Origin of the sequence: Enterococcus sp. C57 (genome assembly GCF_040887305.1) — a bacterium.
GTDB lineage: Bacteria > Bacillota > Bacilli > Lactobacillales > Enterococcaceae > Enterococcus_B > Enterococcus_B hirae.
In genome coordinates this window covers 236,760-258,575 of the sequence record NZ_JBFOFP010000004.1, presented here as the reverse complement: position 1 = coordinate 258,575, position 21,816 = coordinate 236,760, and the positions used below count along the sequence as shown (strand labels likewise).

The window sequence follows — 21,816 nt, the reverse complement described above, 5'->3', positions numbered from 1 at the left end:
TGCCTTCTCTCAATTTTCTCCGTTGTACTGTTTTGTAATCTCTCGAATCATTTGATTTAATGAATAATTTTTTTGATAGATCGCTATTATTTGTTGTTTGTCACAGCTATGCTCTGCATTTAGGATTGCTCGTGCAAATGAGTGAGGACTATCTGTATTTAATAAGCAACCACCTGTTTGTTCAATAATTTCTTCTACTCCTGTCACCTTTTTGCCAATAATCGGAACACCAGCGCGAATCGCTTCGATCAAAGAATAAGGCAACCCTTCATATCTCGAAGTGATCAAATAATGATCATACCCTGCAACGATTCGTTCACTATCCGTTCTTTCTCCTAATAAATGGACATTTCCCGTCAAATCGTGCTTGATTAAAAATGCTTTGACTTCTTTGAATAGTGGTCCATCCCCTGCCCAGACAAAATGATAATTAGGGTCTTGTTGAATGACTTCTTTTGCTACTTCCATAAATAAAAAAGGGTCTTTTTGAAAAGAAAGACGTGCGTTGTTACCAATAACAATATTCGATTCCTTCAACCCTAGAGATTCTTTGATCGTTTTTTTAGAAGGAAAGCCTATTGTAGGCAATCCATTGCGGATGACTATAAATTTGGATGGGTTATCAAGGTGTAATTTTATACCTGCCATTCGTTCTTCTTCAGATACATTAAACGTCTTCTTCGTTGCATACCTACTTAGCATCTTCTCTATCCAAATAAATAGTGTCTTCTTAGATTGCTTAAATTCCGAAGATAAGAAAGAATACGCATGTGGTGTATAAAAAACTTGCTCAATACGATTTCTTTTAGCAGCTATTCGCCCTAGCGCACCGGCTTTCGAACTATGACAATGCACAATATCCGGTTGAATTTCTTTCATTTGTTGTTTCAAGAAGCGGTAAGTAACATAATCATTTTTCACATCTACATTTCTAGTAAAGGTAGGACAGGGAATAAAGGTAGCTCGATCTTTTAACTGCATATATTGATCAGAAAAACAGTGATCCATTTTTTTTGTTCCATGAATAAAGTAAAGATCAAATTCTTCTTGGTCTAATTGTTCAATCAATTGAACGATATGTTTTCTTAAGCCGCCTTCCATTGATTCACTCAAGAGCAAAACTTTTTTTTTCATTTCCCTATCAACACGCTCCTTCAGGACGCAAAATAACAAAAAATGTACGATAGATGATTTTGAAATCAATATAAATACTTCGCTTTTCGATATATTCTAAATCTAGCATCACCATTTCAGAAAAACCGATATTGCTACGCCCGTTAATTTGCCATAAACCGGTACAACCTGGTTTGACCAATAGTCTTTGCTCATCATATTTCGTATATTGCGAAACCTCTCTTTGTAAAGATGGACGAGGACCAACTAAACTCATTTCACCTTTCAAAACATTCCATAGTTGTGGTAATTCATCTAAGCTTGTTTTACGAATGAATCGTCCAAATTTTGTTACACGTGGGTCATCTTTCATCTTGAACATCGCCCCTTCTACTTCATTCTTGCTCAGTAGCGTTGGGAGCTTTTTTTCTGCATCGACACACATCGAACGAAATTTATACATTTTGAATAACTGCTTATTTTTGCCTACTCGGTATTGGGAAAAAATGATTGGTTTTCCCGGCTCTTCCAGATATATCCTAAGAGCAATCCAAAGTAAGAGAGGTGATAAAACCACAAGGCCAATAAAGCTAAAAACAATATCAATGATTCTTTTAGAAAGTTCATATAATTTTTTGCGTTTCAGCTTCACACGATAAAATTGGACTCTCGAGCCAAAGCCCTCTTGAAATTTTTTCGTAACCTCGATATTTTCACTCATCCCATTGCCACCTTTCTTTATCGAATGGATCAAATCAACGAAAGAAACTAAATCGACGATGTTTCACTCTTTGATAAGTAAACGGCTCAATTTTGTTTTCGTATAGGATATCCATCGGCATTTTCTTTAATGATTTAACTTTTTCATTACCATAATCTTTTTGAATAATGTGATATGCTTCTTTTAAATAAAAATTCCTTTTTTCTAAACTATGGGCATCGGAAGCAATCATTTGAACCATATTTAATTGAATCATTGTTTTGGCAGTCTTTTGGATTTTTCGTCCAAACAAACCAACGATACTTGGTGCCGTTCCTTGAGCTAGCGCCCCCATATCTAAGAAAGGTAACAGTTTATTCGGATCATTAATGAATATCCTATTTCTTTCTGGGTGGACGATGATTGGTATATAGCCTTTAGCAATTAATTCAAAAAAGAGCTTTGTTGCATAAAGGGGAACGTCATTCGTCGGGAACTCTATTAGTAGAAACTGTTTTTGCTGCCCAAAACCAATAATTTCTCTTTTTTCTAAATCTTCTATCAACGTACCAGTAATACGATTTTCTTGACCTACGAGCAATTTCAGCTCAATATTGTTACGATCAAATTCAGTTTGTAATTTTGCTACTTCATTGGCTACATTCGTAGCGGGATTCAAAAATCGCCCATTCTTATGATGGGGGGTACACATCAAATGTGTGATTCCTTGTTCTCTGGCTTTCAACGCCATTTTGAGACTTTCATCGATGGTTTTCGGCCCATCGTCAACTCCTGGTAAAATATGACAATGTAAATCGATCATTTTTGAGCCCCACCTTTATTGATAACGACCTTTCTTTTTATCTCACTGATTACATACATTCCAATAGCCATAACCACAGCAAGTATCCCTGCATATATAAATGTTTGGACGAAAGACAATAAGTACCCCCGTACAAAGTAATAAACACTTTCCGTTAAAATACCGATACGATCAATCACACCACTAAAATAGATCCATGTGGGTAATAATAGGAGTGTTCCGCCAGCGCCTAAAAACATCAAAGCGACAAATCGGAATTTTTGATGTGACCAATGAATGGTGTGGAGTAATAGCAGAAGTAGGCAAACCAAGATCACACCATTTCCAATAATCAATTGATTCAGCAACGGCTTAAATTGCTTCACTTTATTCACATAGTTAGCTAAAAATGGAATTTCTAACGATTTTTCGGTTGCTTCGATCGAAGAATCCACTAGCCTATTGATTACTTGTTCTTTGTCTTTCGTTACTTGTATGTTTTTTGTTTGAATATAGTGATTTAAATGTTGTTGGATTTTCTCTTTGATTTCTTCTTCTCCAGATAAATCGTATGTTTTCCTCATATAAAGGCTAGTTACATACTTTTTGACATTAGTTTGGACAAATGATAACGAGACAATCTCTTTTAACTGATTCGCCGGGACATTGCTACCTCTTCCAATATCTTGAATTTTCTCGTTAATTTCTTGTTGAACTAATTTTGTATATCGAGAATTTTCCATTTGCTTGCTCATGAAATTAGGATTTGCTAAGGTTACTCTGATACAAAGCAAAGACAAAAAGCAAAGACATGCAACCGAGCAAATATAGGTCAAAAATAAGCGTGCTGTTTTCTTTCTTAAACCTTTCTTCATGCCGACTATCCTTTGTTTATTTATTTTCATTGATCATCGGTCCTGCATGTAATTTTGCAGTTACAAATAATCGTTGATCCGTTAAGCCAATGCTGTCGATCGGATAACAGGTATATAGTATTAATTTGGCATTATTTCTTTGACGAACCTCCTGCTTTATCTGAGCATCATGTTTATTGGCTACTCTTACTTCTTCTACCTCATATTGATAGCTACCGTAATTCGTTTGGATTGTTATAATCTCTTGCGCTTTGATGTTAATTAACTTGCCAAATGAATCACTATTATGCCCAGCAATCAATGTAGTTCCTATTTCTCCTGGAAAAGTGGAACCCATATATTGTCCCGCGCCTTTTCTTAAAATAGTTGCTGAATCGCCAAAATATAATGGTGTTTTTAATTGGATCGAAGGGACAGATATCTCTCCATACAATTGACCATAATGAGGAAATTGAATTTTACTAGAAGAAATCTCGCTTTCTCCATTCGTAGAGAGTTGTTTGATAGCTTCTTTATGATTGTTCTCTTTAAATGTGGGTGCCTCTGCAAGTAACAATGTCTGGATAGAGGAGGTGACAAAGTGAATGACTGGTTTGCCAATCACATAAATCAAAGAATAATTGATGACCAAAAAAAGAAACGCCAACAGACATCCGTTAACTATTCGATTTAGCCCTCCCTTGATTCCTCTCTTACTCACTTCTACGTGCCACCCAATATGCGCCTCCAGCCAACATCAATACAGCACCTAAAGCCACATAGCTCGTGGTATAATCTGCACCGGTTTGTTTGATTTCATCTTCTGTAGAATAAATAGGAGTACCTGAAGGATCGACAACCGAAACGCCATCTCGATAAAAAGTCACTCTCAGATTTAAAATTTCTCCAATTTTTAAGACAATCGTTTTTAATTGCTCAATCACTGGACGTGGTAAAGCTTTGATCAGATTTTTTAGTGAATGGATCGAACGAACATCGACATTTTGTGAATTATCTAAGATCAATTGACGTGCTTCTCTTAAGTAATTTGCTACCTTTAACGCATTTTCATCTGACACCTGATGGACCTTCAGATAATTTTCTGCTTTTGTGATATCTGTAATATCAAAATCATATTTTTTCCCTTTCACCGTTACACCGGTATAAAGCTCATTTAAAATATCTCTTTCTGCGTTGGTGATTGCCCCTTGTGTTTCAGCATGAACTGCTGTCGGCAACAATAAACAGATAACTGACACCAATGTAAACAATATCCCTTTAAAATTTTTCATGATCTCTCCGCCTTTCATTAATAAATCCTGTAAATTTAGGATTAACTATGTCTTTTATTCTACTGAGAACCCTCACTTGATTTTTTTTGTTTTTTTAGCCTTCAAACGAATTACTTAAAAAAATAAAAAATGATTTGTATACATAAAAAGAGTTTGAGACAAAAAATTTTTGTCTCAAACTCTTTCATAATTATAAAAGGAAATAAATGAGAGACCTCAGTGTCAGCCTCTTACGACAAATGATTTTTTTCAAAACTTAGGGTCTTCTTTGAAAAAGTTCTTTTGTTTTGTCATTCGTGTACTTTGATGCTTTTCTCTTTAGCAAAGAGTTTCATTTGGAACATGATAGCAGGTCACGATCCATAGTAGTAATAGCCTTGATTTTCATCCTCTTTAGAAGCATTGTAAACTACTCCTAAAATATTGGCATTTACTAATTCCAGTAGATGTTTAGCTATTCGAAAATTCGCTTTTTTTGTTAACTTTTCACTGACTACCATAATCGTTCCATCCACTTTTGAAGACAGTATTTGTGCATCTGTCACGGCAGTCAAGGGAGGGGTATCGAATATGATCATGTCATAGGTTGCTTCCAACTCCTCAATCACTTCTTCTAAGCGAGAAGAACCTAACAATTCAGCCGGATTAGGAGGTTTCGGTCCACTTGTCATAACAGAAAGATTTTTTTCAAAACTTTCTTGTATACATTCTTTAGCCTTGATGTTTGTACCTAATAATGTGCTAAGACCTACATGTTTCTCTAAAGAAAAAATTTTGTCTAGGGTTGGCTTCCGCATATCTGCATCTATGATCAATACTTTTTGCCCTAGATTTGCGTAAACCACTGCTAAATTAGCTGCTGTAGTTGATTTACCTTCACCTACACCTGGCGAAGTAACCACTAATGTTTGCACTTTTTTACCATAAGGAAAACTATATTGGATATTGGTCCGAATCGTTCGATAGCGTTCTGTAATCGGTGAAGTTTTATCCATGATTGTAATTAAATTTTTTCTGACTGTGGCATTTCTTCCTCTTCTTGTCTTTCTCATTGATTACACCCTTACTTCTTTTTTCGATTTTTTTTCTCATTGTCATCCATATAAGGGATACTTCCCAGTACCACCATATTAAATTCATTTTGAATCGTCTCACTATCACTGATTGTTCGATCCATGAATTCTAATATCATAATGATCATCAAACCAATAAATAAACCAATGAGCAATCCTTTGGCCAAAACTATTTTTTTATGTGGCTCTGTTGGTGTTGCACTAAGCGTAGCTTTTGAAATAATCGAAATGCGATCTACATTGAGTAATTTTTTTGCATTCTTCTGAAATTTTTCGGCTGTAACGTTAGCAATGTATTGGGCAAGTTTTGGATCAGGATCCGTTGCGACAATCGAAAACATTTGAGAATTTTCCTTTTGTTTGATACTTATAAGGTTTCGTAATTGCTCAATTGTTAAATGGACACCAAAATTTTTCGCTAAGTCTTGAGACACCTCATCCATTATCAAGTCTCCAGTAATAATGTCTTTATAGGTGGTAATCATTTGCAAGTTGCTGTTGACATCATTAATGTCTGCCGTTTCGTTTTTAGGTAAAGTAACGATTAATTGGGCTTGTGATTCATACTTTGGGACTAAGACAAATGCAATCAAAAGCATGGACATAATTAAACCTAATAAAGCAGAAATCACAATCGCAAATTTTCTTTTTTTTATGATACGCCAAAATTTCTCTATGTTTACTGTTTGCTCCATCCTTATCTCTGATTCTCCTAAATAAAATTATTTATAAACTATTTTTGCTCGTTAATTGACGATGTTCACTTTGAAAGAAAATAATACTTTTTTTATCTTTCTTAGTTGCTATCAATTATCTAAGGGATACTACAGTCAACTATTGACTTAATCAATCTTATTGAAATTAGTTTTTTCATTATCCGTTACATATTTGATGACTGTATATTGCTTGAATGAATCTGGTTTTTCAAATGAAATCACTAGATCAAAATCAGACTCTTTACCTTCATAACTATATTTCCCATAAATTTCTTTGACATTTTTATATTCTTGGCCTTTTCCTTTAACTGTCTTTAAATCAGCTGTTGATAATGTTTCTTTAATAAACTTCAATTTTTTTGGGTCCAATTTATTATTTTGGGTAATCGTTTTTTCAGCAATTTTTGTTAATTGCTTTACTTCTATATCTTGCTTATCGGCCCATGTCATTTCACTACTTGTCTGCGTTGGTTGACTGGAAGAAGCTGTACTATCAGTGCTAGTTGTATTAGTAGTTTTAGTTGTTTTACCTGCCGAGCAGCCTGCCAATGCGAAGACAACCATACTTGCTAAAATTATTTTTTTCATTTGTTCATCTCTCCTTAAAATCATTTATCTCATTCTTCCTAAATTAGTACAAAAAAATTTAGTTGCTATATTAGTATAGTATTTTCGTTCATAATACTTTCCTAATTTTTTTATAGAACCCCACAAAAAAATTAATAATAAAAAAAATCCCTTTTAAAATTGCTTATAGAATAACTATAGTTACCTTTATTTATATTGGTTCTCCCAAAATTTAACGAACAAAAAATGGATATTTTGCGTTATAAAGTGATATTTACCAAGCGAAGGAAACTTCAAATGGAAGAGAATCAAATCTGTTTAGGAGAATTTAAAATGATTGAAGATTATATAGAAAAAGACATTATTAGAAAAGTAAAGTTAGTTGAATTTTTATTTGAATTAAAAGAACTGAACGTAAGCGAAACTGCAGAAAGATTGGGTGTGACATTCAACACAATCAAAGCGGATTTCCAAAAATTAGTCATTCGACTCGAAGATGATATCGACTATTATAAAATGACTAGTAGTCATCTACTGATATTTTTCAAACCATCTATTAGGCGCTATGATCTCATCAAACAAATTTACCAAGATTCTAATTTTTTAAGAGTTTGTTCCCGATATATCATGGGAGAAAATGATTATTTAACACTTGTGGATGAAGAGTTTTTATCTGTGACAAAAGTATTCAAAATAAAAAAAGATGTAGAGAACTATTTTGCAGAAGCACTCACCCCACTTACGAAGGAACCCGAAGAATCGCATGAGTTACAGTATCGCTTTTTGATCCTTTCAGTTTGGATGCGGTGTGACTATTTAGATACACAAATTGATCCCATAACAATGGAAAAAGCTGAAAAATATGCAGACAAACTACTTCATATCCTGTCTAATCGTTTAAATAAAACTCAATATACTTTCTTCAAATCCGCCATCTATCTTTCATTGGAACGGCGAAAAAGCAATCCAATTGTCTTTCCAAACGACACTATGAACATTTTTAAAGATGGTATCATTTTCAATATGTTTAGAGAGATTTTCATACAAATCGAGGAACCTTTAACAGATGAAGAGATAGCCTATCTAGCCCTTATTTACCGTACACTTCCTTACAATTCACCAAATTATTTCATGATCGAGATCGATTATCATTATGTAAGAAATCGCTTGATCACCAAGTTTAAAGAAATCGATTTATTGATCGAAATGTTTGAAAAAGAATTTGGTGTGAATTTATTTGGCAATATTTTGTTTGAAGTCCCCCTCTTTAACCTGCTATACACGTGTGCTTTGAACGTTGGTAATTTCTTAGTTACCAAACATATTTTCTTAAGTGCAGAGCAACTAGATTTATTAAATAAAGTCAAGTTTATTTTAAATAAATGGATTGAAGAACTTGATACTCCTATTCATCATATTCCTTATTTTCATCTGCAAGAATTTTGTCAGTTGACCTTTTTCATCTTGACCCATGGGAACCAATCAAAAATAGGTGTGGTCATCGTAGCAGAAAGTGAAACTTCGCATATCGTATTTCGGAATTCATTAGAAAAGAAAATGTCTACAAGTGATTTATTGATTGACACTACCCTTTATTATTCCATGGACGATGTGCCTAAATATATCAAAAAAACCGGTCATCTAATTATTTGTGAGCGAACGCTTTTGAATAAGGAAACCTTTAACACCGAGAATATTTTCCCAATCTCATTGAATTCCATCTCTAAGGATATCAATAAGATTGCGACACGTATCATGAACTTTGATTGATCTTCACTTGATACTGAAAAGAATTAGCAAGCAAGATCCAATTTGCTTGCTAATTCTTTTTTCTTTTCTATCACTAATAAAAAAGCTAGTTCAGTACCAATGATTTCACTCTGTTTGTTCGAATAAGCAATATTTCTTTTTTCCACTCAGTAAACTAGTTTGAACAAACTAAGAGCAAGTATGGGACAAAGATTATTTCTCTTCAAATCGCTACTATATAATCTTTATAATCTTTTGCTAATTCTTCTTCTGGCTCTTCGATGATATATCCTTGTTCCTTCAGCACTTTCTTAGTAACAACATAGTGTTTGACACCTGCTTCTACAATAACGACATTCGTTAAAATATTACTAATCTTCCCTGTAGCTAATTCCCCAGAGACAGCACAGGCCGAAACAGTGATTCCACGTTCTAATTTCATGATCATTTCTCCTAACTTCCTAAAATTACTTACTGTTATCATTATAAAAATTTACTTCTGCTCATTTTACAATTATTTTGGTAAAAATTTCTTCTAAGTTACTAAAAATGAAAAACATTCGTTCAAAGACCTTAAAGAATACTTTTTGCAATGAACTAGCAGAAAAAGAGAGCCGCTTTCCTCTTTTCTTAATTTATATTTTAGCAAAACATACAGATAACATTTTTTTATCTATTTCACCTCAGCCTATTTTTTTATCAATAAAATTAACTATCCATTCTTTTTCATTTTTAAACATACTGCTATATTCATACTAAAAACTTAAATGAATCTAGTTGAAAGATAGGATAGAAATAATACATTTCTTTAGCTTCCTTCGGTCAATGACTCTATTTAGTTGCACAAAGTATTAATTTTAACTATTTCTTCCTTTTTTTAGAACAGCCTCAATAATTGAAAAAAAATCAAAGTCAGTTGGAATTTTTTACTTTTATATCAAATAGACGAACTTTAACAAAAAAACGCTCAAAGCGTTCTCTATGCTTTGAGCGTCTTTCATACCTTTTATTTAACAGGTACATTTACAGAAACAAGTTGTTTTCCATCGAAACTTAGACTTTCAATTGTAAAACTATTTGCTGAAGCTGGAATCTTATTACCAATATAAACTTCAAATTGGTTGCCTTCTTTTAATTTAAAGCCTGGTTTGTATTCCTTATTATCAACAGTTAATTTGATAGAACGGATATCTCCTTTGTAAGTCCCTGTTAGATACTCTGAATTACGTGTATATTCATTTGGAACTAATTCTGGTTGGGAAACTGAAACTTCTTGACTTACTAAGACATTTCCAGATTTATCTAGGCCTTCTAATTTTATAGATTTTGAATCAGCCGTGATTTTATTACCAATATAAACTTCAAATTGGTTTTCACCAGTGATTTTAAAACCAGGATTGCTTTCTTGTCCATCTACTACTAATTTGAATTTCTTAATGCCGTCACCGTTGAATGTACCTCTCATATATTCATCGCCACGGACATATTCATTGATACTTAAAGTTGGGGATTGCACAGTGATTTCTTTTGAAGTCAATTGTTGTCCTGATTTATCTAATCCAATCAGCGTAAATGTCGTTGTTCCTACTGGTACTTTGTTACCAATATATACTTCAAATTTATTACCTTCAGTGATTTTAAATCCTGGGTAATTTTCTTGTCCATTAACTACTAATTTGAATTTTTTAATTGCTTGACCTGTGAACGTCCCTGTTACATACTCATTGCCAGCTAGGTATTCATTTGGTTGTAACTCAGGATTTTGTACATTCACATCTTGAGAAACAATTTCTTGACCTGTTTTATCTATTCCCACTACTTTAATAGAATTAACATTTGCTGGTACTTTATTACCAACGTAAATCTCAAATTTACCGTCAGTTAATTTGAATCCTGGGAAGCTTTCTTGTCCATTAATAATCAATTTGAATTTTTTAACGCCTTCCCCTGCAACAGTACCTGTTAAGTATTCATTACCACGAATGTACTCATTAATTGTCAATTGCGGTGCTTCTACTGTTACATTTTGTTCGACAATTGTTTTACCGGCTTTATCTAATGCTTCAAGCTTAATAACTTTTGAACTTCCAGTAATTTTACTTCCGATATAAACTTCAAATTTACCATTTTCTAATTTAAAGCCTGGTTCATATACTTTACCATCAACAGTTAGTCGGAATTTATTAATGCTGTTGCCTTGGTAAGAGCCTGTCATGTATTCACTACCTAAAACAAATTTATCGACAGACAATGATGGTGCTTGAACTTGTACTGTTTGAGAAGCAACTTGTGTGCCTGCTGGGTTAAATGCTTTTAATGTAAACTCAGTTGTTCCTTCTGGGACACGATTTCCTACATATACTTCAAGTTTTCCATTTTTTAATTTAAAACCAGGTTCATAGGTTTGTCCATTGACAATCAATTGGAATTTTTTGATGTTCCCAGTAATTGTACCCGTTACATATTGATCTCCTAATGTATATGGATTAAGTGTTAATGTTTGTTTCGATTTTTCTTCAAGTGCTTCTTGTGCTTTTTGGATTTTGGCTAATAATTCTGTTTTTGTTTCGCTTGCTTTTAAAGCATCCACTTTTGCTTTGGCTGCATTGATTTGCTCTTGCGTATTTTCTGGTTTTGGTGTATCTCCATTGAATAACGCATTTACTGCTTCTGTGGCTGCTTGTACTTTCGCAGCTTCTTCAGTTGCTTCATCCAATGCTTGTTGTGCAGCAGTGATTTTTGCTAGTAAAGCTGTTTTTACTGTCTCATTTGTTAATGCATCTACTTTTGCTTTGGCTGCATCAATTTGTTCTTGTGTATTTTCTGGTTTTGGTGTATCTCCATTGAATAACGCATTTACTGCTTCTGTGGCTGCATTTTCTTTTTCTACTTCTGCATTTAAAGCATTTTGAGCTGTCGTAATTTTTGCTAATAAAGCTGTTTTTGCATCACTATTTGCTAATGCATCTACTTTAGCTTTAGCTGCATCAATTTGTTCTTGTGTATTTTCTGGTTTTGGTGTATCTCCATTGAATAACGCATTTACTGCTTCTGTGGCTGCATTTACTTGTATTTCGTCTAAAGCATTCTGAGCTTTTGCAACCTTTGCAAGCAAGTCTTCTTTTGCTTGACTATATGGCAGAGCATTTACTAATGCTTTGGCAGCGTTAACCTGTTCACTTGTATTATTAGGTTTAGGTACTTGATTATCATTGAATAAGTTATTCACTGCTACCGTAGCTTTATTTATTTGATCTACTTCAGCGGATGCTTTATCTAGAAACGGTGTAAGGAAATTAGCCCAGTATGCTGAGATATAGCTACTACTAATATCTCTTGGAATATAATTATTCATTTCTTGACGAACATTATCAATTCTACTTTGAGTAACACCTGGAGCTAAGACACCACTCGTTGAATAAATTGAGTCAAGCAATGTACTGATTCTGTTTCTACTTGTGATTGCACTTTGTGGGACATCGGTGAATTTACGATAGTTACTTGTATTCCAACGAGCAATATCTCCCTTACCAGTAGCCACATTAATAGAAAAATTAGTTGATGTTCCTTCAGCTTGGAATGTCACTTGAACATTTATTGTATTTGAATATTGCGAAGTAGAAAACTTCACATTTTTCCCTTGAACATTAACCTTTATGTCATTCGCTGTTAATGTGGAACTAGGTTGTTTGAAGATTGAAAAAGTAATTTGAAAAGTAGCTCCTCGCACAGTATTTGGTAGTGTCCCAGAATAATTATTCGTCGGTGTTGATGGTAATACTTCTCCAATATTCCAATCAAAATTGGAAGGATTCACTGTTTTTCTTTCTGTAGCTGTTAGATTTTGTTTTTGAGTCAACGTGTTCTCGTTTGAAATAGCCTCCGAATTTTTTGTATTTTTTTCAGCAGTAGTTGCTGTTTGATTTTTTTCTGCTGCATAAACCAATGAGGTTCCTGCACTAGCTGCACTTGAAACAAGCACTAAACCTGCAGCTGACGCAGCAAGTAGTTGTTTTCTAAGTTTTTTGCTTTTTGATAGATTTTTCTTTCCCATTTTACATTAAAACCTCCTATTAAATTGTCAATAAATTTTTATTGATAGACAAATTATAGGCGACCTCCAAAAAAAAATTTTTCACGTTTTTTCAATTTCAAGAATACTTATGTTAAAAAATAAAAATCTCCAATCGAATAAACGTCTATCCTTTTTCCAATAAAAAATGATTGCTCTCCTAAAGTTATCCACATCAAATATTGTTATATCAATGTCTTAACCTATTTCTAGCAAAATAAATTTCTTCTATCTTTTTTGAAATATAAAAAAAAATTATCTGAGCCACTAATAATATGCTTAGGTCCTAAACAGAAATCTTTATTTGGATAGGAGAAAGGATGAAATACAATGAAAAAGAAAATAATTGTTACTTCAGCTACTGGTATCATGCTATTTTCAAATTTACTTTTACCAAGTGCCCAAGTACTAGCTACCCAAGAAAATCTCTCATCAACTAATACTCAAGTTATTCCTAAAGCCTCAACGCAAAGTTTTACATTAAAAGGCTACGATAATACAACTTTTGCTCAAATCAGTGTTGCTAACAGTAACCTTCACTTGCAAACCTTCGCTGTTCAACCACATTGGGGCTTCTATGGAGATACTTACGCAAGTTTACAAATTAAGCGTGGAACACAAGACGTCTACAAAAAAAGCTTTGTCGGCAACCAAAAATTGACAGCTGAACAAAAAGATATTCCTTTGCAGGATGGAGATATCGTAACAATCACTCATCGTGAAGCGAATGATACTCGTTTTGCTGTCAATGACCCATCATTAAAAGGTAATACTTCTGGCGATTACACTTATGTCGTTAAAAATGGCAAATTAAGCAATATTACTTTACAACTAGCAGAAGCGACAAAAGCAGTCAATGATTTATTCAATGGCGACACACCTAAACTGGGCATCACCCAAGAACAAGCAGATGCAGCAGCGGCTAAACTTAACGCACTACCAAATTATCTGCCCCAACTTGGTCAATTATGGAATAAGCTAGAAAAAGCTTACAATGCCATCAGTGTCCATGCTGAGACACAAGGTTTCACCCTAAAAGGTTACTATGATCGAACATTTGCTCAAATTAGTGTAGTGAATAGTACTCTTCACTTACAAACAATGGCCGTTGAACCACACTCAAGATTTTATAGTGATATTTACGCAAGTTTACAAGTTAAACGTAGAACACAAGTGGTTTATCAAAAGGACTTTGTCGGCAATCAAAAATTGACAGCTGAACAAAAAGATATTCCTTTGCAGGATGGAGATATCGTAACGATCACTCATCGTGAAGCGAATGATACTCGTTTTGTTGCTACAGATCCTTCTTTAAAGGGCAATACTGCCGGCACTTACACCTATTTTGTTAAAAATGGCAAATTAGAAAACATCACTTTGCAACTGGCAGAAGCAACGAAAGCTGTCAACGAGTTGTTCAATGGCGACACACCTAAACTGGGCATTACCCAAGAGCAAGCAGATGCAGCAGCAGCTAAACTTAATGCACTACCGGATTATCTAACTCAACGCGATCAGTTATGGAATAAGCTGGAAAAGGCCTACAATGCCATCAGTGTTCAAGCTGAAACACAAGGATTTACCTTAAAAGGTTATGATAATACAACCTTTGCTCAAATCAGTGTTGCTAGAAGTAACCTCCACTTACAAACCCTCGCTGTCCAACCACATTGGGGCTTCTATGGAGATACTTACGCAAGTTTACAAATTAAACGTGGGACACAAGTGGTTTATCAAAAAAACTTTGTCGGCAACCAAAAATTGACAGCCGAACAAAAAGATATTCCTTTACAAAATGGGGATATCGTAACGATCACACATCGTGAAGCGAATGATACTCGTTTTGTTGCTACAGATCCTTCTTTAAAGGGCAATACTGCCGGCAATTACACCTATCTTGTTAAAAATGGCAAATTAGAAAACCTCACTTCGCAACTGGCAGAAGCGACGAAAGCCGTCAATGATTTATTCGATGGCGAAACACCTAAAGCTGAAAATACACAAGAACAATTAAACACAGCTTTAGAAAAAATCAATGCTTTACCTAACGGATTAGCTGAACGAACAGCTTTACAAAAAAAATATGACCAAGCTTATCTTGCATTAAAAACCTATAAAAAAACAATGTTCACCACAGCATATCCAGGAAATACTGCTGCTGCAGGAATTTTAATGGGGAAAGATCATGATCGTCAAGATTTAGGTATCCAATTAACAAAAGGTGCAAAAATTACCATTAGACAAACGAATCCAAAATTCACTTCAAAAATGACGTTGCGTTTATTAACCAATAATTCAAGTACTGAATCTGCTATTGATTTCACAACAAACAATGTCACACTAACTGCTAAAGCTTTAGCAGTACCATTTGTTTATACGCCATATAATCAAGAAAATGGGGAAAAACCACAATTAGAATTTACTGTAGAAGGACAAAAAATCCTATTACCAGTCTTTAGTAAAAATGGGGATATCGAAGCATTTAAAGATACTTGGAATCAAACAAAAGGTTATGGATTGATCAAAGGTAAGAGATTTCAAACTTTCTTACCTGAACAAAATCGCAATCAAGCTTTAAAAGTGGACCTCAACCGTCTAATTGATAAATATGATAATGATATTATCGGATCCTATAATGAATTATTAGGTTTATCTGACAATGACCCAAATCCATTGAACCGTTCTTCAGAACGTAGATATTTCTATAAAGCAGATGCTTCAGGTGCGGGTGCTCTTTATTATGGTGGCCTTTGGGCAGCACAAACTAGTACGTCTGGCGACGCTTGGTTAGGCGATGGTTGGGGAGTGCTTCATGAAACTGGTCACGGCTATCAAGGAAGCTTTATGAACAAAGGAATGGATGTCGGTGAAGTTTGGAATAATCTATATGGTGTAATTTATAATTACAAACACATGGGTAAAACTGCTGCCGATAAAAATTCTTGGCTTTATGATTATGGACACAAACAATCCATTGAAAATGCATTAAAGAATACAATCAATAGTGCTGATCCAAAATTCAATAGTCAAGATTTACGTAAAAAATTAGTCATTCTTTCAAACATCGTTGATAAAGCAGGAAATGAAGGCTTTACAAATTTCTATACAAACTACCGAAAATTTGCTAGTCAGTCAGGATTCAATGCCAATAACTATCCATTACCAGATTTGATCACAACTGAAATGGGTGCACCGAAGAAAGTGGACTTTTCTGCTGTCTTAAACGCTTGGGGCTTATCAGTATCAGAAAAAGCGAAAAAAGCAGCCGCAGATAATGGCTACCAACAAGTGGCTCATTTGGCACAAGTGGTTCCTGATAATCGATTAGATGCAGCGATTCAACAATTGACACAAAATAATCGTCTAAGTTCCGTTTTATCTTTAGTTACAAATGAAGAATTAAAACCATTGAATCTAACAAGCAACGTTACATTGAAGTTTAAAGATGGCAACTTGTTCGAAGGTATGAAATTGCGTATTTTAGATGGAAATAAACTTTATAAAGAAATTACTTTAGGTAGCGATCCAGTTACGATCAACAACATGCCAAATGGTGTATACTCTCTTGAATTGGGAACAGACACTGGTTATATCCAAAAACCATATCTTTTTGTGAAAGACAATGGTACAGTAACTATTTCATTAAATAACTATCTCAAAGAAGCCACAGAAGCTGTTGACCACTTATTCCAAGACAATGATCATTCGAAAATCAAGACAAATCTGATGCAAAAAGATATTGATCAAGCCAAGAAAAAAGTAACGGCTTTACCAAACAGTAGCCAAAAAGATAACTTATTGACACGATTAAATAATGCTTTTGATCAATTGCAAGAGTTTACTTTCAAAGGATTAGGAAACTTCCATTTTGCTTCCTTTGACGTAGCAAATGGCGTAGCAACCGTACGTACAATAGCTGGTACTCCGCATAGTTACTTCAATGATCGCTATGCAAGTATCACTATTTCACGTAATAATGAAACGCTCTATCAAAAAGAATACATTGGAGATCGTCATTATGATGCTAAAACGGATACGATCAATTTGAAGGAGGGCGACACAGTTACTGTGACACACCGAGAAGCAAATGCAACTCGTTTAGCCATCAATCATGAGAACTTGAAACACAATACAAGAGGAACATACCATTACGATGTACGTAACGGACAATTAGTTCTAAGAAAGTAAAAAATGTTATTAAAAATTCTATACTAACTATTTAACTGAAGCTGGAGCAACGATTGCGGCTCTTTGTCAATCATGAAGAGACTGGGACAAAACTTGTCTCAGTCTCTTCTAGTATTTCTAAATACGAATAAACGGTGAGATAAAACTAGTATCTTCGGAAAATTTGAGGAGCACCAAGCAGGTAACAATCAACATCAAAAACTAGTGTTTGTATTTCTTGTCAATTTTCGGAAATTCTTTCTTATTTCTTGATACTGAACAATTTTGTCTCAACCTCAAATTATAGAGTCACTATTGCCCCAGCCACTTTATTAAGGATGATTATTTTATGAAACGATCACGCAATCAAAAAATTGATCACTTGAGAGCATTAGCAATTTTGTGTATCATTCTTGCTCATACAGGATTACAAGGAATCCTATTCAATTTGCGTTGTTTTGATGTGCCATTAATGGCCTTTTGTTTAGCTATTTCTTATTACTATAGCAGCAAGAATCTCTCCTATATTTCCTATGTCAAAAAAAGATTCACTCGTTTAATGGTTCCAACTTATATATTTCTGGCGTTATTATTTACATCACTTTTTTTCATTGCTCAGATTACCGATACTCCTTATCAATTTAATATTTTTTATATTTTGCACGCTTTTTTCATGGATACAGGTTATGGTTATGCTTGGATTATGCGAACGTTTTTTCTTGTATCTTTACTCATGCCCTTCCTGTATAAATTGAGCAAAAAATATCAGCACTTTGTGGAAATACTTGGTATTTTCACTTTATTATTAATCCTCCAAATCTTTTTAGTTTATTTGATTCCTTATGTTCCAAGCTCATGGCAAATCCTTTATACTCAACTCGTTCCTTTAGCTTTTGGCTATTGTCCGATTGCTTTACTAGGATTACTTGTTTTTCAATTAGATCGAAAAAAACTATTACACTTATCAATTGTTATCTTATGTTACTTAAGCATTAGTTTCTATCTCTACGGACTCCATGGATTAACTTACTTTAAATACCCACCACAGGTTCCTTTTATTTTATATGGGTGTTTCTGTGGCTGTTTCTTATGGTATATGTTAGCTAAATATGAAGGGAATTTCTTCGCCCCTATCAGTAATTATCTTTCTCTTCATTCACAAGAACTTTATTTTATTCATATTTTCTATATTTATATTTATGAGTTTTATTTACCAAAGGAAGGAAGTCTGTTAAACAATTGGTTCTTTAATTTTATCTATTTACTTTCTATGTCATTACTTACGTTGTTTTTGATCAATCAAGGCAAAAAGAAAGTAAAACAAATTAAGAACAAAACACGCCAAGTAGAATGTGACGAGTAACCGCAGAAGCAGGAAAGAGAAATCTCTCGCATCAACTTTCCCTACTGAAAGTCAGCTGTTTAAACGTCTTTTAGCCATTTTTTACATGCGAAAGAGCTTGGGCTGTTCGTTTTTGTCCCAAGCTCTTTTGATTTATTCTTCTTCTGCTTCAGGCAATTGATGAAATTTGATCAACTCATTCACAGCCACAGGTACGACTGATAAAAAGCCTACTAACAACCAATGGTTTAAGCTAACATGCACTAAGCCAAAGAGTTCTTGGGTAAACGGTAAAAGTGCAATGACCGTAGTGATGACCAATGAAAGTACCGCCATTTCCAATAACGATTTATTCGTTGCTAAGTTCACTTTGAAAATTGACTGACTGCTACGCACATTGAATACATGGAGGATTGACGAGTATGCTAACACTAAAAAGGCAACTGTCTGTCCAACTTCTTGTCCTGCATCGACCCAAGGGCTAATGGTATCGACATAGCTTCCCAAATAATAACCAAACAAAGTCACGATAGTAAATGTAGTCGCATTGATCGCAATTTTTTGTAGTAATCCTCGAGCAAAAATCCCTTCATTCTTAGGAATCGGTGCTTCGTCCATGATCCCTTTTTCTGCTGGTTCACGCCCCAAAGCAAATCCAGGCAACCCATCAGCAACCACGTTGACAAACAACAATTGAACTGCTGTAAATGGTGCTCCCCAGCCCACTAGCATCGCAATCAACACAATAAAAATTTCTGAGACATTACAACTCAACAAAAAGTTGATCGCTTTACGAATGTTTTGATAGACGGAACGTCCTTGACTAACCGCATCGACGATCGTTGCAAAGTTGTCATCGGTCAGGATCATATCTGATGCACTCTGTGCCACGTCAGTTCCAGTGATTCCCATTGCACACCCTACGTCACTTGCCTTCAAGGCGGGTGCATCGTTGACGCCATCTCCAGTCATAGCCACCACTGCACCAGTTCGTTGCCATGATTTAACGATCCGGATCTTGTCTTCCGGCGTAACACGAGCATAGACAGAAAGGTCTTTGACACGTTCGTCTAATTCATCATCAGATAGTGCTTGTAGTTCTGAGCCCGACAGTGCTTCGGTTGGATTCGTTAAAATACCTAATTCTTTGGCAATTGCGCTAGCCGTTACCACATGGTCTCCGGTGATCATCACTGTTTTGATTCCTGCTTTTTTCGCTCGTTTGATTGCTCCTTTACTTTCAGGACGAGGCGGATCAATCATGCCGATCAAACCAATCAAACGTAAATCTTTTTCTAATGCTTCTGACGTGATTTCTTGCGGTTCTTCTTCATAGGTAGCATAACCTACCGCAATGACCCTTAAAGCTTTTTTCCCAAAACTGTCATTGACGATCGTGGCCTGTTCAATGTCTCCTGAAGTAAAACGCGAAGCTAGGACGTCAAAAGCGCCTTTCGTAATTGAAATATATTTTTCACCCATTTGATGAACCGTTGTCATCATCTTACGGTCTGAATCAAAGGGTAGTTCTGCCACTCTCGGGTACTTTTCTTCTAATTCCTCTTTTGTGTGATAATTTTCTTCAACCGCTCGTACGATCGCGGCTTCTGTAGGGTTTCCTTTGACAATCAATTCATCATTTTCTTTTTCGACCGTCACATCGGTACAAAGAGCAGCCATCTTCAAGATTTCCATCGCACTGTTGGTCATTGAGTCCTCTACATCAGTCACTTCATCTTCTTTGCTCCAAACTCGGCGGACACGCATTTTATTTTGTGTCAGCGTTCCCGTTTTATCTGAACAAATCACATTGGCTGTTCCTAAAGTCTCAACTGCGGGGAGCTGACGAATAATGGCATGTTTCTTCGCCATTTTTTGGACACCATATGCTAAAGTCAATGTAACGATAACTGTCAATGTTTCTGGCACCGCAGCGACGGCTAAAGAAATGGATGTCATAAACATTTCCAGTAAGGGTTCTCCTTGGAGTTCACCAATAATAAACACTAACGCTGCAGCAGCTAATGCGATAAAACTGATGCGTTTGCCTAGTTGATTCAGTCGAATTTGTAATGGTGTTTTTTGAGCAGTGTTGTCATTTAAAAGTCCAGCAATCTTACCCATTTCGGTTTTCATCCCGATAGCGGTCACAATCGCTTTCCCACGACCAGCTGCGACTGTACACCCTTTAAACACCATATTGATTTGATCACCTAAGGCATCATCTTCTTGACTCACATAATCTGCATCTTTTTCGACCGCTTCACTTTCACCAGTCAGTGCCGATTCCTCTACTCTTAATTGCGAGGTTTCAACTAATCGAGCATCCGCCGCAATGGCTGAGCCAGATTCCAAGACCAGAACATCTCCCACAACTAGGTGTTCAGCATCCACTTTTTCAACTTTGCCATCTCGGATGACTGTGGCAGTTTGCTTGTTCATATCCTGAAGAGATTCCAACGCTTTTTCGGCATTTCCTTCTTGTACGATAGCTAATACTGAATTAATGATTACGATCGCAATAATCAACAGTCCTTCAAATAAATCCCCATGTTCGGTGGCAAAGGCAGTATAAAAAGAAATGACTGCTGCTACAAGTAAAATAATCGTAGTAAAATCAGATAAACTTCGTAAAAACTTTTTTGCCAATGACTCTTTAGGCGCTTCCTCAAATTTGTTTTTCCCTTGTTCTTGACTTCTTTTTTCTGCTTCTTGGGTCGTTAACCCCTGTTCAATTGTTGTTTTTGTTTCATTCTCCACTTCTTTCACTGTTTTCTTAAAATCATCCATCCTATTCCTCCTTTATTTTAAGCACACAAAAAAGGTACTTATTTTACTATACCATTGTTAAATTGCCTTATTCAACTATACCGCTTGTTGCTTCTCTAAAATAAGCATATCTCGTGAGCTTCTTTTTTGCAACCGCTAACAAAGTGTGCTATATTATAAGTGTAAGGAAGGAGGATACCATCAAATAAACAAAAGAATTTCTCGATAGATTAGTATAAGCAAACAAAGTTGTTAAAAGGTACAGGTTTCACCAATGAGGTCATGTGAAGTATAATCTTTTACAAATAGTGAATGCGTATGAGGCGTTAGATCGTGCAGTATCTAAACCAGAAGTAACATGATACGTAAAAAAGAAGAACATGAATATCTGAAAACTGAATAGAATCAAGAGATGTTTCAACTGTTGAAGATGTAACAAAAACAAGATTTTTTGTTTATCAAGAAGAAATTCAACACGGTACTTTGCATGGGTCATGGAAAGTTACACTTATTTTGTTTATTTGATTCCTTCCGCATACGAAGAGCTGGGCTTATCGAGAGCCCAGCTTTTTTTGTCGCCTGAGTTTATTTATCTTCTGT

At 35.1% G+C, this 21,816-nt stretch carries 15 protein-coding genes; 3 read left to right on the top strand and 12 right to left on the bottom strand.

Annotation, left to right across the window (positions count from 1 at the left end):
• Positions 1-9 precede the first annotated feature (9 nt).
• The 9 genes from AB5M32_RS06820 to AB5M32_RS06780 all read right to left on the bottom strand — a co-directional run bounded on the left by AB5M32_RS06820 (position 10) and on the right by AB5M32_RS06780 (position 7,138).
• A complete protein-coding gene (locus tag AB5M32_RS06820; protein WP_178286922.1) occupies positions 10-1,134 on the bottom strand; it encodes a glycosyltransferase in 1,125 nt (374 codons plus the stop codon).
• Between the two features lie 7 nt (positions 1,135-1,141).
• Positions 1,142-1,834, bottom strand: a complete 693-nt coding sequence (locus AB5M32_RS06815) for a sugar transferase (protein ID WP_010720308.1) — start codon at positions 1,832-1,834, stop codon at positions 1,142-1,144.
• 34 nt (positions 1,835-1,868) lie between these two features.
• On the bottom strand, positions 1,869-2,636 hold the full coding sequence (locus AB5M32_RS06810) for a tyrosine-protein phosphatase (RefSeq protein ID WP_010720309.1): 768 nt from the start codon (positions 2,634-2,636) through the stop codon (positions 1,869-1,871).
• Positions 2,633-3,358, bottom strand: a complete 726-nt coding sequence (locus AB5M32_RS06805; RefSeq protein ID WP_228197237.1) for a hypothetical protein — start codon at positions 3,356-3,358, stop codon at positions 2,633-2,635. The genes AB5M32_RS06810 and AB5M32_RS06805 overlap by 4 nt, the downstream gene beginning before the upstream one ends.
• 148 nt (positions 3,359-3,506) lie before the next feature.
• Positions 3,507-4,190, bottom strand: coding sequence for a class D sortase (locus AB5M32_RS06800; protein ID WP_178286926.1), 684 nt, complete (start codon positions 4,188-4,190; stop codon positions 3,507-3,509).
• Positions 4,183-4,761: an LPXTG cell wall anchor domain-containing protein gene (locus AB5M32_RS06795; protein WP_223603460.1), complete on the bottom strand. Its 579-nt coding sequence runs from the start codon at positions 4,759-4,761 to the stop codon at positions 4,183-4,185. Before AB5M32_RS06795 ends, AB5M32_RS06800 begins: the two co-directional genes overlap by 8 nt.
• 353 nt (positions 4,762-5,114) lie before the next feature.
• Positions 5,115-5,813: a CpsD/CapB family tyrosine-protein kinase gene (locus AB5M32_RS06790; RefSeq protein WP_010720313.1), complete on the bottom strand. Its 699-nt coding sequence runs from the start codon at positions 5,811-5,813 to the stop codon at positions 5,115-5,117.
• An 11-nt stretch (positions 5,814-5,824) separates the two neighbouring features.
• Positions 5,825-6,529: a YveK family protein gene (locus AB5M32_RS06785; RefSeq protein ID WP_010720314.1), complete on the bottom strand. Its 705-nt coding sequence runs from the start codon at positions 6,527-6,529 to the stop codon at positions 5,825-5,827.
• A gap of 147 nt (positions 6,530-6,676) precedes the next feature.
• Positions 6,677-7,138 carry a hypothetical protein gene (locus AB5M32_RS06780; protein WP_178286928.1) on the bottom strand — a complete coding sequence of 154 codons (462 nt, stop codon included), beginning with the start codon at positions 7,136-7,138 and terminating at the stop codon, positions 6,677-6,679.
• Between the two features lie 312 nt (positions 7,139-7,450).
• Here AB5M32_RS06780 and AB5M32_RS06775 point away from each other — a divergent pair, with 312 nt between their 5' ends.
• Positions 7,451-8,887 carry a helix-turn-helix domain-containing protein gene (locus tag AB5M32_RS06775; RefSeq protein WP_223603461.1) on the top strand — a complete coding sequence of 479 codons (1,437 nt, stop codon included), beginning with the start codon at positions 7,451-7,453 and terminating at the stop codon, positions 8,885-8,887.
• 202 nt (positions 8,888-9,089) lie between these two features.
• On the opposite strand, the gene AB5M32_RS06770 is transcribed toward AB5M32_RS06775, so the two are convergent.
• Both AB5M32_RS06770 and AB5M32_RS06765 read right to left on the bottom strand, forming a co-directional pair.
• A complete protein-coding gene (locus AB5M32_RS06770; protein WP_010720317.1) occupies positions 9,090-9,308 on the bottom strand; it encodes a hypothetical protein in 219 nt (72 codons plus the stop codon).
• A gap of 564 nt (positions 9,309-9,872) precedes the next feature.
• Positions 9,873-12,920 carry an immunoglobulin-like domain-containing protein gene (locus AB5M32_RS06765; RefSeq protein ID WP_178286930.1) on the bottom strand — a complete coding sequence of 1,016 codons (3,048 nt, stop codon included), beginning with the start codon at positions 12,918-12,920 and terminating at the stop codon, positions 9,873-9,875.
• Positions 12,921-13,268: 348 nt separating this feature from the next.
• Here AB5M32_RS06765 and AB5M32_RS06760 point away from each other — a divergent pair, with 348 nt between their 5' ends.
• Together AB5M32_RS06760 and AB5M32_RS06755 are read left to right on the top strand one after the other, a co-directional pair.
• The gene (locus AB5M32_RS06760) at positions 13,269-17,126 is read left to right on the top strand and encodes a putative mucin/carbohydrate-binding domain-containing protein (protein WP_178286932.1); all 3,858 of its coding nucleotides are present in this window, start codon (positions 13,269-13,271) and stop codon (positions 17,124-17,126) included.
• A 328-nt stretch (positions 17,127-17,454) separates the two neighbouring features.
• Entirely contained in the window at positions 17,455-18,468 is a 1,014-nt protein-coding gene (locus tag AB5M32_RS06755; RefSeq protein ID WP_161637975.1) for an acyltransferase, read from the top strand.
• Between the two features lie 132 nt (positions 18,469-18,600).
• Here the strand turns inward: AB5M32_RS06755 and AB5M32_RS06750 are convergent, their stop codons facing one another.
• The gene (locus AB5M32_RS06750) at positions 18,601-21,237 is read right to left on the bottom strand and encodes a cation-translocating P-type ATPase (RefSeq protein ID WP_178286935.1); all 2,637 of its coding nucleotides are present in this window, start codon (positions 21,235-21,237) and stop codon (positions 18,601-18,603) included.
• Positions 21,238-21,816 lie beyond the last annotated feature (579 nt).

What these genes read in the sequence shown, in the direction of transcription:
- AB5M32_RS06760 (WP_178286932.1), top strand. Translation starts at nt 13,269, where the DNA reads ATGAAAAAGAAAATAATTGTTACTTCAGCTACTGGTATCATGCTATTT.
- AB5M32_RS06795 (WP_223603460.1), bottom strand. Translation starts at nt 4,761, where the DNA reads ATGAAAAATTTTAAAGGGATATTGTTTACATTGGTGTCAGTTATCTGT.
- AB5M32_RS06780 (WP_178286928.1), bottom strand. Translation starts at nt 7,138, where the DNA reads ATGAAAAAAATAATTTTAGCAAGTATGGTTGTCTTCGCATTGGCAGGC.
- AB5M32_RS06810 (WP_010720309.1), bottom strand. Translation starts at nt 2,636, where the DNA reads ATGATCGATTTACATTGTCATATTTTACCAGGAGTTGACGATGGGCCG.
- AB5M32_RS06785 (WP_010720314.1), bottom strand. Translation starts at nt 6,529, where the DNA reads ATGGAGCAAACAGTAAACATAGAGAAATTTTGGCGTATCATAAAAAAA.
- AB5M32_RS06765 (WP_178286930.1), bottom strand. Translation starts at nt 12,920, where the DNA reads ATGGGAAAGAAAAATCTATCAAAAAGCAAAAAACTTAGAAAACAACTA.
- AB5M32_RS06750 (WP_178286935.1), bottom strand. Translation starts at nt 21,237, where the DNA reads ATGGATGATTTTAAGAAAACAGTGAAAGAAGTGGAGAATGAAACAAAA.
- AB5M32_RS06775 (WP_223603461.1), top strand. Translation starts at nt 7,451, where the DNA reads ATGATTGAAGATTATATAGAAAAAGACATTATTAGAAAAGTAAAGTTA.
- AB5M32_RS06755 (WP_161637975.1), top strand. Translation starts at nt 17,455, where the DNA reads ATGAAACGATCACGCAATCAAAAAATTGATCACTTGAGAGCATTAGCA.
- AB5M32_RS06815 (WP_010720308.1), bottom strand. Translation starts at nt 1,834, where the DNA reads ATGAGTGAAAATATCGAGGTTACGAAAAAATTTCAAGAGGGCTTTGGC.
- AB5M32_RS06770 (WP_010720317.1), bottom strand. Translation starts at nt 9,308, where the DNA reads ATGAAATTAGAACGTGGAATCACTGTTTCGGCCTGTGCTGTCTCTGGG.
- AB5M32_RS06790 (WP_010720313.1), bottom strand. Translation starts at nt 5,813, where the DNA reads ATGAGAAAGACAAGAAGAGGAAGAAATGCCACAGTCAGAAAAAATTTA.
- AB5M32_RS06820 (WP_178286922.1), bottom strand. Translation starts at nt 1,134, where the DNA reads ATGAAAAAAAAAGTTTTGCTCTTGAGTGAATCAATGGAAGGCGGCTTA.
- AB5M32_RS06805 (WP_228197237.1), bottom strand. Translation starts at nt 3,358, where the DNA reads ATGGAAAATTCTCGATATACAAAATTAGTTCAACAAGAAATTAACGAG.